The organism is Actinokineospora pegani (assembly GCF_009745975.1).
Classification (GTDB): Bacteria; Actinomycetota; Actinomycetes; order Mycobacteriales; family Pseudonocardiaceae; genus Actinokineospora; species Actinokineospora pegani.
The window spans coordinates 112,974-125,186 of sequence record NZ_WHOL01000098.1 but is presented as its reverse complement, the minus strand read 5'-3'; the positions used below and the strand labels follow the sequence as shown (position 1 = coordinate 125,186).

Sequence of the window (12,213 nt, the reverse complement as noted above, 5' to 3'; positions counted from 1 at the left end):
CTATTTGTGCTCGGCCATGATCCTGCTGATCATGGCATCCGATTCATCCTCGCCGAGGCTTTTCTCCGCGAGGGACTGGAAGAATTCGGTGTACCGCCGCACGTCGGATTCCACCTCCAACCAACGGTCGCCACCGGGGAGTTCGATGTGGACGGCGTTCCTGTCGAAGTCGCTGTCGAAGGTGAAGATGACGAAGGAGCACTGCGTGCCCATGTCGGGCGGGGCGCTGAACGGCAGCACCCGGAGCCGGTCGTGGCGCGTCGGGTTCACCTCGAGCAGCGTGGCGAGCTGTTCTCGCATGGTCGCTGGCGAGCCCACGGTGCGCCGCAGCGTCGACTCGTCGAGGATCACGTCCAGGCGCGGCCGGTCGGTGCGCGCGCGGTGGGCGACCTGGCGCTGCATGCGCAGTTCCACGCGCTTGTCGATCGTCGCGGCCTCGGCGACGGGGTCGATCGCGCGCAGCAGTGACCGCGCGTACTCCTCGGTCTGCAGCAGGCCGAAGATCGCCGACATGGAGAAGTCCCGCTGCAGGGAGGCCTCGGACTCCAGGGAGATGTACTGGTCGAGGTTCGTGGTCAGGGCGGCGTTGAGCTCCTGCCACCAGGCTTGGCGCTTGCCCTCGCCGACGAGGCGGATCAGGCGGTCGACGGCCTTCTGGTCCGCGAGGCCGTAGAGGCCCAGCAGGTCGCGCACGTCGCGGGACTTGGGGATGCCCTGGCCCGTCTCCAAGCGGCTGATCTTGCTGGTGCTGCACTCCAGGTGCGCCGCCGCGTGGTTGAGGTGCAGGCCCGCGGCCTCCCGGAGGCGGCGCAGTTCGGCGCCGAGCCTGCGTCGGGGGATCAGGGGCCCCTGTCCGGGCATCGGCTCTCCTTGTCAGCCGCCGACCCGGGGCCGTCGGTGGTGCGGATTGTTTTCATGCAATTGCATAACCGCGTAGACGGTACACCTCCCGGCTGTCCGTCAGCGAGACATGTCATGCGATCGTGTTGCTTCCGCGCTGGTCCGGTCGAACGTATCCGGAGTGCGGGCGTTCTGCCCCTTGTGGGGGAAACAGCATTGCAATTACTCAAATGACTTGCCCCATGTATATGTCGGATCGCTCCCTCGGCTGTGGCGGCGGTGGGACCCGCCGCGCGGAGTCCGGGCAGGGGTGGGGCGCGGCCAGGCGCTCCGCGGGGGCTTGGCGCGGGGTGGGTCGGCAGACGATGATGGTCAGGTACATGTCAGTACCTGGCTTGCTCGTCGTGGCTGCGCCCCGCGCGCGTGGAACATGGAGGTACCCGGTGGCCGCTCTGACCTCGCACCTGCTGCCAGTGGCCCAGGTGGTCGCCGAGACCCCCGACGCGCGGTCGATCGTGTTCGACGCCGACCTCGACTACCGGCCGGGCCAGTTCCTCACCCTGCGCGTGCCCAGCGAGCGGACGGGGTCGGTGGCGCGCTGCTACTCGCTGTCGAGCTCCCCGCACGTCGGGGACCGCCCGCAGGTCACCGTCAAGCGCACCGCCGACGGGTACGCCTCGAACTGGATCTGCGACAACGTCGAGGCGGGCCAGGAGATCGAGGTCCTCGCCCCGTCCGGGGTCTTCGGCCCCAAGCACTACGACGACGACCTGCTGCTGTTCGCGGGCGGCTCCGGCATCACCCCCGTGATGTCCGTGCTCAAGTCGGCCCTGGAGCAGGGCGAGCGCAACGTCGCCCTGGTCTACGCGAACCGCGACCGGCACTCGGTGATCTTCGCCGAGCACCTCGACGCGCTGCGCGCCCGCCACGGCGACCGGCTCACCGTGACCCACTGGCTGGAGACCGAGCGCGGCCTGCCGTCGGCGGGGGCGCTGGTGGAGCTGGCGCGCCCGCACGCGGCGGCGCACGACTGCTTCACCTGCGGCCCGCAGCCGTTCATGGCCGCGGTCACCGAGGCGCTGACGCTGCTGGAGGTCCCGCGCGAGCGCAGGCACATGGAGCGCTTCGTGTCGCTGGCGGCCAACCCGTTCGAGCGCGCCGAGCGCAAGCCGCTGCCCAGCCGCGCGGCGGGATGAGCGTCGACCCCGCCGCCGCGGTCGGCTCCCGGCTGCCCGACGTCGAGCACACCTGGTCCCCGGTCGACGTGCTGCGCTACAACCTGGCCCTCGGCGCGGGCAGCGACCCGTTCGACCCCCGCGAGCTGCGCTACGCCTACGAGGACGACCTGCGCGTGCTGCCCACCTACGCCGCGCTGGTGCCCAGCCTGGGCATGTTCGAGCCACCCGCGCTGCGGCTGCCCGGCGTCCGCGCCGACCTGGCCAAGGTGCTGCACGGCGCCCAGTCGGTCGCGCTGCCGGTGCCGCTGCCGACCTCGGGCTCGGTGCGGGTCCAGCGGGTGGTCTCGCACGTGTGGGACAAGGGGGTCGACGCCGTGGTCGTCATCGACGCCACCGCGCACGCCGACGCAGGCCCGCTGTGGACGAGCCAGTCGACGCTGGTCGTGCGCGGGGCGGGCGGCTTCGGCGGCGGACGGGGCCCCAGGACGGCGCCGTGGGAGCCCGACCGCCCGCCGGACCTCGCCATCGACTCGGCGACCCTGCCGCAGCAGGCCCTGCTCTACCGGCTCTGCGGCGACGCCAACCCGCTGCACGCCGACCCGGCCTTCGCCAGGGCCGCGGGCTACCCGGCGCCGATCCTGCACGGCCTGTGCACCTTCGGCGTCGTGTGCAAGGCCCTGGTCGGAGCGGTCCTCGACGGTGACGCGGACCCGGTGACCGGGTTCAGCGCCCGCTTCGCGGGAGTGGTCTACCCGGGCGAGTCGCTGCGCACCCGGGCCTGGCTGGAGGACTCGGCGCTGCGCGCCACGACCACCGCCCCCGGCCGCGACGAGGCGCCCGTGCTCGACGCCGTGGAACTGCGCTGGGGATAGTTGCGCACCACCCTGGACCAGGGCGGTGCGCGCGGGCATGCTGTCTCGCGTGACCGACGAGACCTCCCCAGCCCCCTTCGACCTCATCGGCGCGCGCTACGACGAGTCGTTCGTCGAGCGCGACGTCCAGATGGGCGAGGCCCAGTGGCTCATCGAGCAGCTCCCCCCCGGCTCCCGCGTGCTCGACCTCGGCTGCGGCAGCGGACTGCCCACCTGCAAGCAGCTCGTCGCCGCGGGCATGGACACCGTCGGCGTCGACGAGTCCTCGGTCATGCTCGAACTCGCCGCCCAGCAGGCCCCCGGCGCCACCTACATCCAGGGCGACCTGCGCGAGCTGGACGCCCTCGGCGAGTTCGACGCCGTGGTGACCTTCTTCGCGCTGCTGATGCTCCCGCGCGCCGACGTCGTCCGGACGCTGGAGGGCATCCGCGGTCTGCTGCGCGGCCCGAAGCTGGTGCTGATCAGCATGGTGCAGGGCGACTTCGACGCGCTGCCGGTCAACTTCCTCGGCTCGCCGACCACGGTGACCGCCTACCCGCCGGACCGGCTGCGCCAGGTGGTCGCGGAGGCGGGCTTCGAGGTCGTGTCGATGCGCGAGTACGAGACGCAGGCCGAGCCGGGGCGCATCGAGGTGCAGCTCTACCTGCGCGCCAGGGTTCTCTGACCAGCCCTCTGACCAGGACACCGCGAGGCCCGCGTTCCAGCGAACGGGGCCTTCGCGGTCTTCCCGGGGCTCTTACACCCAGTCTTGGATCGACAGGCTGCCGCGCAGGCGGGTCAGCGCCCGGTGCTGCGCCACGCGCACGGCGGTGGCGGTGAGGCCGATGGCGGTCGCGGTCTCCTGGGCGGAGAGGCCGACGACCAGGCGCAGGACGAGGATCTCGCGCTGGCGGGGGGCGAGGGTGTCGAGCAGCCCGACCAAGCGGGAGCGCATCTCGCCGCGCAGGGTGGCCTGCTCGGGGCCCAGGCCGTGGTCGATGGTGTCCGGGACGTCGGCGACGGGGTCGGAGCGGTCGCGGCCCGCGCGGCGGTAGTAGTCGGCCACCTTGTGCGAGGCGATCCCGTACACGAACGGCAGGAACGACTCCGGCGCGTCGTTGTAGCGGGGGAGCGCGCCGAGGACGGCCAGCATGATCTCCTGGGCCACGTCGTCGGCGGAGGAGTAGGCGCTGCCGGTGCGGCCGATGCGGGCGCGGCAGTAGCGCACGATCGCCGGGTTGATCCAGGCGAACAGGGTGCCGATCGACTGCTCGTCGCCCGCCATCGAGGCCGCGACCAGCTCGTGGAACGCGCCGCTCTTGAGCCGGGTGAAGACCGCGTCCGTGGTGGCGGTCGACCGCGGCTTGGCCGTGCCGGGCACGGGTGGTGGAGAAGAACTCACATGAGCCCCCAGAGTGTTCGGCGCGCCAGTGTGGGTGGGTGCGCCAGCGAGGTCCGGAACGGTGCTGGTGTCCCGGCTCACCGCGGTTCCCGTCCGTTAGACCGTCGGATTCGATGGTGGCCCTGACGGAGAGTGATCGTAGCCGGGTTCTTCGCCCCACACCAGAGGGTCCACTGCTGCATGAGGGTGATAGTTCTCGATTCAACCTCGCGCCGGACAGGGTCCAAGGTCCCAAGCTGGCGCAGAACGCCCCGGACGGCGGCCGGTTCGCCCGTCCGTCGTACGATATCCGGTCCAACCTGCACTTCTGTGTGTTCCGGTCGACAGCCGTAGGCTGGTACCGCAGCCCCGGCGACCGGGGTGGGGGCCAGGGCCGGGTGCGGCCGGGCCGCCTCCGCGGCCTGCGCGATTCGCACTACTCCACAAGGGTGATGACTTCCACTGATGGAGCAACGGGCAACAGGGAGGGAACTCAGCTGATGGACAGCGGCACGCCGATCGTGGTCGTCCTGCACGCGGCGGACCGGCCGCCCGCGATGGGACAGGTCGAGGCGCTGGCCCGCATCCGCTACGCCCGCTCGTCCGACCTGTTCTCGGCGCTCAACGGCGCCGACGTGCTGTTCGTGTGGGACGGGCGCACCACCGCCCTCAGCCGCGCCTGGGACGGCGCGAACGCGCTGCGCTGGGTGCACGCCGCGGGCGCCGGGGTCGACCACCTGCTGTTCCCCGAGCTGCGTGAGAGCGACGTCGTGCTGACCCACTCCCGCGGCGTGTTCGACGAGCCGATGGCCGAGTACGTCCTCGGCCTCGTCCTGGCCTTCGCCAAGCGCCTGCCCGCCATCATCCGCATGCAGCAGCGCAAGCACTGGCAGCAGCGCGAGACCGAGCGGGTCGCGGGCTCGCGCGCCCTCGTCGTCGGCGGCGGGCCGATCGCCCGCGCGGTCGCCCGCAAGCTCGGCGCCGCGGGCGTGGTGGTCTCCGGGGCCGCCCGCGTGTCGCGCGCCGACGACCCCGACCTCGGCGACGTCGTCCCCTACGGCCAACTGCGCTCGGTGCTGCCCCACCACGACTGGGTGGTCATCGCGGCCGCGTTGACCGCGGAGACGCAGGGCATGGTGGACGCCTCGTTCCTGCGCGCCATGCGCCCGACCGCCCGGCTGGTCAACATCGGCCGCTCCGGCCTGGTCGTGCAGCCCGACCTGATCGACGCGCTGGACGCGGGCGAGATCGCGGGCGTGGCCTTCGACGTGTTCCCCGACGACCCGCTGCCGCCCTCGTCGTCGCTGTGGGACATGCCCAACGTCCTGATCTCCCCGCACATGTCCAGCGACGTCATCGGCTGGCGCGAGGAACTCGTGCGCCGCTTCCGGGACAACCTGGAGCGCTACCTGGCGGGCAAGCCGATGGTCGGAGTTGTCGACAAGCGCCGCTGATTTGTGCGCGGCGGACAATTCCCGCGCCTGTCGCCAGCCATCCGCGTCACCACCCCATAACTGGCCGTGATGCCGAAATCACGGCCCTGAGCTGGGTGAACACCATGCGGCGGCCGGGTTTCGACGACTAGTCCAAGCGAGTGACGCCGGTCACACGGGTCGATCCGAACCGATTGCTACTCTAGAGTAGGTTAGCCGGATCGACCGGGTCGACATCGAGGTGGGAGCTTCATGGCCACGAAGGAACGAGCGGGCACCGGGCAGCCCAGGCGCGACGCCATGGGGACTGTCCTTGCCGCGTTGAACAAGCTGGCGGGCGCCGAGGTCCTGGACCGCTTCGGCCTTCGCAAGCCGGTGGAGAAGGGCCTGTACGAGACGACCCGCGCGGGCTTCGTCGCCGCGGGCGCCGCGAGCCGCACCTTCGCCTCGGCCACCAAGCAGAGCAAGCCCGAGCGCCTGCCCGCCGCCCCGCAGCGCGGCCAGTTCGACATCACCCCTGACGAAGAGCAGGGCATGATCCGCGAGACGGTGGTCGAGTTCGCCGCCGAGCAGATCCGCCCCATCGCCGCCGACGCCGACGCCAAGTGCGAGGCGCCGCAGGGCCTGCTGTCGCAGATCCAGGAGCTGGGCGTGACGCTGGTCGGCGTCCCCGAGCAGCTCGGCGGCCTGGGCACCGAGCGCTCCGCGGTCACCAACGTGCTCGTCGCCGAGGCCCTCGCGCACGGCGACATGGGCCTGGCCGTGGCCTGCCTCGCGCCGTCCGCGGTCTCCAACGCCCTGGTGCTGTGGGGCGACGAGACCCAGCAGTCGACCTACCTGCCCGCGTTCGTCGGCGAGAACGTCCCCGCCGCCGCGCTGGCCGTGCAGGAGCCGACGCCGCTGTTCGACCCGTTCTCGCTCAAGGCCAAGGCGTACCGCACCGCGGGCGGCTTCGTGCTCGAGGGCGTGAAGTCCCTGGTGCCGCGCGCCAACCAGGCCGAGCTGTTCGTCGTCGCCGCCGACCTCGACGGCCGCGGCCCGGCGCTGTTCATCGTCGAGTCCGCCACCCCGGGCGTCTCGGTCGAGTCCGAGCCCGCCATGGGCCTGCGCGCCGCGGGCATGGGCCGCCTGCGCCTGGACAAGGTCAAGCTGCCCGCCACCGCGCTGCTCGGCGGCGGCAAGGCCGACGCCTACGCCGAGGCCATCCGCCTGTCGCGCATCGGCTGGTGCGCGCTGGCCGTCGGCACCGGCCAGGCCGTGCTCGACTACGTGATCCCCTACGTCAACGAGCGCCACGCCTTCGGCGAGCCCATCTCCAACCGCCAGTCGGTGGCCTTCATGGTCGCCAACATCGGCATCGAGCTCGAGGGCATGCGGCTGCTGACCTACAAGGCCGCCGCGCGCGCGGAGCAGAACAAGACCTTCGCCCGCGAGACCGCCCTCGCCCGCAGGCTGTGCGCCGAGAAGGGCATGCAGATCGGCAACGACGGTGTGCAGCTCCTCGGCGGGCACGGGTTCGTCAAGGAGCACCCCGTCGAGCGCTGGTACCGCGACCTGCGCGCTATCGGTCTCACCGAAGGCATCGTCCTCGTCTGAGGGCCCCAGAAGAGGATTAGCTGAGATGACGATCAACCTCGAGATCCCCAAGAAGTTCGAGCAGCTCGTGGACCAGGCCCACGCGGCCGCCGCCGAGTTCTTCCGCCCGAACTCCCGCAAGTACGACCAGGCCGAGCACACCTACCCCAAGGAACTCGACATGCTGGCCGCCCTGCTGGACGGCCTGTCGGCCTCCGGCGGCGGCGCGGGCGCCGGTGGTGTGCGCCGCGACGGCAAGAAGGACGAGAAGCCGGGCAACCGCAACGGCTCCAACATGCAGCTCCTGCTCGGCACCATGGAGATGTGCTGGGGCGATGTGGGCCTGCTGCTGTCGATGCCCCGCCAGGGCCTGGGCAACGCGGCCATCGCCTCGGTCGCCAACGACGAGCAGCTCGAGCGGTACAAGGGCAAGTGGGCCGCCATGGCCATCACCGAGCCCGACACCGGCTCGGACTCCGGCGCCATCCGCGCCACCGCGGTCAAGGACGGCGACTACTACGTCCTCAACGGCGAGAAGATCTTCGTGACCTCGGGCGAACGCGCGGACTGCGTCGTCGTCTGGGCCACCCTGGACCGCTCGCTGGGCAAGGCCGCCATCAAGAGCTTCGTGGTCGACCGCGGCACCCCCGGCTTCGAGCTGGTCCGCCTCGAGCACAAGCTGGGCATCCGCGCCTCGGACACCGCCCACTTCCGCCTCGAGAACGTGCGCGTCCACAAGGACAACCTGCTCGGCTCCCCCGAGGTCAACACCGAACAGGGCTTCGCGGGGGTCATGCAGACCTTCGACAACACCCGCCCCCTCGTCGCCGCCATGGCCATCGGCGTGGCCCGCGCCTCCCTGGAGGAAACCCGCCGAATCCTGGAGGACTCCGGCGTCGTCATCGACTACGACCGCCCCGCCCAGGTCCAGTCGGCCGCCGCCGCCACCTTCCTCCAGCTCGAGGCCGACTACGAGGCCGCGTACCTGCTGGCCATGGAGGCCGCGTGGATGGCCGACAACCGCCAGCCCAACTCGCTGCAGGCCTCGATGGCCAAGGCGAAGGCCGGGCGCTCCGGCTCGGACATCACGCTGCGGTGCGTGGAGCTGACCGGGTCGCTGGGGTACAGCGAGAACTCGCTGCTGGAGAAGTGGGCCCGGGACTCGAAGATCCTCGACATCTTCGAGGGCACCCAGCAGATCCAGCAGCTCATCGTGGCCCGTCGCCTGCTCGGGAAGTCGTCGGCTGAGCTGAAGTGATTGTGTAGCAACAGATTGGCACAACGGCCCCTGAGTCCATTGCGGACTCGGGGGTCGTTGTCGTCGTTTGAGTGGTTTGCGACCAGAGCCTTCTCAGGCCGTTCGGAGGCCGCCCGCGCGGCCAAGTCTGGCCGGTGTCGCAGCAGTGGGCTGCGGGGCCACTGCCTACGCGCTCTGCTGGCTTGAGGGTGCCGTCAGAACGCCCATTCCCAACCGCTGGAGCCCGCCGGTCGGAACACGAGCAGGCCCGATGTGCTCTTCGACTCGAGCATGACCACGCCCTTGTACTGCGAGGCGGGCGAGAGTGCGTCCGAGGTCAGGTGGTCCTTCGGGTCCACGCAGGGGTAGGTGGCGGCGACCTCGGTCTCCGTGACGCCGTCTTGGCCCACGACCGAGAACGAGTACGGGTTGATGGAGAACATCATCATCTCGTCGCTGTCGTATGTCGGCTCGGTCTTCACCGTCATCTCCAGGGCGATGTAGTGGCCTTTTGCCGACTTCTCGCTGAAGCCGTCGGTGCACTTCGGGTCCACGGTGATTTTCTCGATGCTGAAAGTGACCGTGGAGGCACCGCCCTGGGTGGGCGAAACCCCGGCGGCCTCGCCGATCTGCTTTACCAGGTTGCCGCGGGGCGACTTCGCGGGGGTGTCCGCCGCGTGTTCGGCGCTGGCGCTCGGCGCTGCCCGGTCGGCGGAGTGCTGGGCGTCGAGCGCCGCCTGGCTCGAGGCCGTGTCCGGGTGGGCCGTACACGCCGTTAGGACGCTCAGGACGAATGCTCCCGCCAACAACTGCTTCATCTTCGAATGCTCCTGCTCTCAGTGGCTCACCACCACGTCGCAGAACCCTCATCCGACGTTACTTAGCGTGAACACAAACAGCGAACGCCCCCCGGTCCTGTGCGGACCGAGGGGCGTTCGCTGTCTGGGGCCAGGTCGGGGTGCTCAGTAGACGAGGACCAGCTTGGGCTGGGTGGCGGGGCTGCGGTTGCCCGCGTTGTCCTTGGCCACGGCGGTGGCGGTGTAGATGCCCTTGACGCCGGTGAGGGACCAGGTGTCGCCGGTGAGGGTGGCCTGCTTGACGACCCTCTTGCCGAACAGCTCGGTCAGGGTGACCTCGACGGAGGCGACGCCGGAGGTGGCGTCCGCGGTCGTGCCGGTGAGGGAGCGGACGAAGCCCGCGCTGGTGAGGTTCGCGTCGGGGGCGGTGCCGTCGTACTTGAAGGTGTAGGGCTTCTCGGCGGTGCGGCGGCCCTGGGCGTCGGTGCAGGCGCCGGTGACGCGGCCCGTCGTGGTGTCGGGTCCGCTGTAGGTGGTGGCGTCGCAGGTGGTGGCGCCGGTGGCGGACCAGGTGGCGGAGAAGGGGGTGGTGTGCCAGCCCGCGGTCTCCGGGTCGATCTTGAGGACCGTCTCGGCCAGGGGCTCCTCGGGCTCCTCGATGTCGGCGAAGAGGGTGTCGGCGAAGGCGAGGGCGTCCTGGATGGCGGTCTCGGGGGCGCCGGTGTGGCTGGCGGGGTAGGTCTTGTAGGTCAGGGGCTGGTTGTTGGCCTCGAGGTCGTCGACGAGCTGCTGGGTCAGGGCGGTGGGGACGACCTCGTCGTTGGTGCCCTGGATGATCATGAGGGGGCGGTCGTAGCCGGTGACCGGGACGTCGAAGACGGCACCCCACGCCTGCTGGAACTCGGCGCCGAGGTCCTTGGTGAACATGTCCGCGAGGTTGGTCAAGCTGATGATCTGCATCAGCGCGCCGCTGCAGAGCACCTCGGCCTTGTCGACGATCTCCGTGCCCAGCGGCGTCAGGTAGGAGGCCAGGTCGAAGTCCGGCATCGCGACGCGCGCGCCCGCGAGGATGTAGGTGAAGAACAGCTTGGTGCCGTTGCTGGCCAGCGCGGGCGGGAACTTCGGGCCGATCAGCGACACGAAGTAGGACAGGTTCGACGGCACGCCGTGGCCGATCGTGCCCCGGAAGTCGAGCTCGGGGGCGTAGGTGGTGGCCACCCGGCCGGTGTGCACCGCCGCGTGCCCGCCCTGCGACTGGCCTGCGACGAACCAGTGCTCGGACAGGCCCGGGTCCAGCGCCCGACCGGCGCGGACGATGTCGATGACGTTGTGCGCCGCGGCCTCGCCCGCCAGGTACGCGTGCTTGTCCTCGGTGCCCATGCCCGCGTAGTCGGTGGCCACGACGGCGTAGCCCGCCTGCAACCAGTGGCTGAGGTAGCCGTTCGGGTTGAGCACGGACGGCGCGCAGTCGTCGCCCACGCCGGTGGTGCCGTGCGCCCACGACAGCACCCGCCAGCCGCCCTCGGGCGCGGGGCCCTGCGGCAGGTAGACCAGGCCGGTCACCTCGTTCGGGGCGCCGGTCGGGCCGGTCGAGGTGTAGCGGATCTTGTGCCCGGCCGCCGCCCCGGAGGGCAACTGCCCGCCCGCCAGCGGGGTCGAGCTCACCAGGCTGCCCGGGCCGTCGTCGGCGACCGCGGACGGCTGGACCACGGCGAGGACGCCGCCGACCACCGCCGCGGCCGCGACGATCACCCCGAGTGCACGTCGTCGGACACCCACTGCGTACTCCCTCTTTTGCGAACATGCCGGTTCATAGAACGTATTGACATTCATTCTCGCAGGTCAAGGCACGGTTCGGCACTGCGTGAAAGTTGTCACGGGATGAGTAATCGGGTGTGGAAAGTGCACATGGCCCCGGCCAAATAGCATTGCACCATGGAGTTGGAGTTCCGCCACCTGCGAATCGTCATCGCGGTGGCCGACGAGGGCAGCATCACCCGCGCCGCGGCCGCGCTCGGGCTGTCCCAGCCATCGCTGACCTCCCAACTGCAGCGCATCGAGAAGTCGCTGGGCGCCCCGCTGTTCGAGCGGGTGCGCACGGGTGCCGTGCCGACCGCGTTCGGCCGGTCCGTGCTGGCCAAGGCGCGCACCGTGGTCAGCGGCATGGCCGACCTGCGCGGCGAGCCATCGCCCACGACGTCCGGCGGGCGGGTCGAGCTGCGCCTGGGCGGGTTCCCCGGCCCGCTGCTGTCGGTGGTCACCACCCGGCTCGCCGACCTCTACGCCCGGCAGCGGGGCCCGGACGCCCCGCGCCCGGCCGTGTCCGTGCACACCGACCCGTCGGCGGCGGCGGTGCTGGCCAGGGTCAAGGCGGGCAGGCTCGACGCCGCGGTCGTCATCGACTACCTGGGCTTCGAGATCCCCGAGGTGGAGGGGGTGCGGCGCGCGGTCGTGGTGCCCAGGGAGCCGCAGTTCGTCGCGATCGCCGAAGACCACCCGCTGGCCGCCGCCGAGACCATCGACCTGGTCGACCTGGCGGGCGAGGACTGGCTGGTCGACCCGCAGGAGGACCACGGCGGGGTCGGCCCGCTGCGGCACGCCTGCCGGGCGGCCGGGTTCGAGCCCAGGATCAACCACCAGATCTCCGACGCCAGCTCCGCCCGCGAGTTCGTCAGCACCGGCCAGTGCGTCAGCCTGGCCCAGCCGACCTCCACCGAGGGCCGGGGCCTGGTGGTCCGCCCGTTCACCGGCGACCCCATCCTCGAGCGGGTCGACCTGGCCTGGCGCGACCCGTGCCCGATCGACCCGGTGCTGCTGCACCGGGCCGTCCGCGAGGCCTACCTGGCCATCGTCGACCGCAACACCAGCTACAGCCGGTGGTGGGCGGACCGCGGGGCCCTCGCCGACCCGCTGGCCTGACC

The 12,213-nt window shown here is 71.0% G+C and carries 10 protein-coding genes and 1 pseudogene; 7 read left to right on the top strand and 4 right to left on the bottom strand.

Annotated features, from left to right (window positions below):
• Window positions 1-861, bottom strand: a complete 861-nt coding sequence (locus GCL84_RS17905; protein ID WP_156756631.1) for a helix-turn-helix domain-containing protein — start codon at window positions 859-861, stop codon at window positions 1-3.
• Between the two features lie 431 nt (window positions 862-1,292).
• Here GCL84_RS17905 and GCL84_RS17900 point away from each other — a divergent pair.
• The 3 genes and pseudogenes from GCL84_RS17900 to GCL84_RS17890 form a co-directional block, all read left to right on the top strand.
• Window positions 1,293-2,003 (top strand): annotated as a pseudogene (locus tag GCL84_RS17900) (FAD-binding oxidoreductase); the annotation flags it as partial.
• A gap of 29 nt (window positions 2,004-2,032) precedes the next feature.
• Window positions 2,033-2,890, top strand: coding sequence for a MaoC/PaaZ C-terminal domain-containing protein (locus GCL84_RS17895; protein WP_156756630.1), 858 nt, complete (start codon window positions 2,033-2,035; stop codon window positions 2,888-2,890).
• A 49-nt stretch (window positions 2,891-2,939) separates the two neighbouring features.
• Window positions 2,940-3,554: a class I SAM-dependent DNA methyltransferase gene (locus GCL84_RS17890; protein ID WP_197523329.1), complete on the top strand. Its 615-nt coding sequence runs from the start codon at window positions 2,940-2,942 to the stop codon at window positions 3,552-3,554.
• Between the two features lie 72 nt (window positions 3,555-3,626).
• On the opposite strand, the gene shbA is transcribed toward GCL84_RS17890, so the two are convergent.
• Entirely contained in the window at window positions 3,627-4,250 is a 624-nt protein-coding gene (gene shbA / locus GCL84_RS17885) for an RNA polymerase sigma factor ShbA (protein WP_268891360.1), read from the bottom strand.
• Window positions 4,251-4,750: 500 nt separating this feature from the next.
• Here shbA and GCL84_RS17880 point away from each other — a divergent pair, with 500 nt between their 5' ends.
• The 3 genes from GCL84_RS17880 (at window position 4,751) to GCL84_RS17870 (ending at window position 8,516) form a co-directional block, all read left to right on the top strand.
• Complete coding sequence (locus GCL84_RS17880; RefSeq protein WP_235926385.1) at window positions 4,751-5,704, top strand: D-2-hydroxyacid dehydrogenase; 954 nt, start codon at window positions 4,751-4,753, stop codon at window positions 5,702-5,704.
• Between the two features lie 279 nt (window positions 5,705-5,983).
• A complete protein-coding gene (locus tag GCL84_RS17875) occupies window positions 5,984-7,279 on the top strand; it encodes an acyl-CoA dehydrogenase family protein (protein WP_156756756.1) in 1,296 nt (431 codons plus the stop codon).
• A 25-nt stretch (window positions 7,280-7,304) separates the two neighbouring features.
• A complete protein-coding gene (locus tag GCL84_RS17870; protein ID WP_156756628.1) occupies window positions 7,305-8,516 on the top strand; it encodes an acyl-CoA dehydrogenase family protein in 1,212 nt (403 codons plus the stop codon).
• A 194-nt stretch (window positions 8,517-8,710) separates the two neighbouring features.
• On the opposite strand, the gene GCL84_RS17865 is transcribed toward GCL84_RS17870, so the two are convergent.
• Window positions 8,711-9,313, bottom strand: a complete 603-nt coding sequence (locus tag GCL84_RS17865) for a hypothetical protein (protein ID WP_156756627.1) — start codon at window positions 9,311-9,313, stop codon at window positions 8,711-8,713.
• A 144-nt stretch (window positions 9,314-9,457) separates the two neighbouring features.
• A complete protein-coding gene (locus tag GCL84_RS17860) occupies window positions 9,458-11,044 on the bottom strand; it encodes an alpha/beta hydrolase family protein (RefSeq protein ID WP_156756626.1) in 1,587 nt (528 codons plus the stop codon).
• Between the two features lie 183 nt (window positions 11,045-11,227).
• Between GCL84_RS17860 and GCL84_RS17855 the strand changes: the two genes are divergently transcribed.
• Window positions 11,228-12,211, top strand: a complete 984-nt coding sequence (locus GCL84_RS17855) for a LysR family transcriptional regulator (RefSeq protein WP_156756625.1) — start codon at window positions 11,228-11,230, stop codon at window positions 12,209-12,211.
• Window positions 12,212-12,213: the final 2 nt, after the last annotated feature.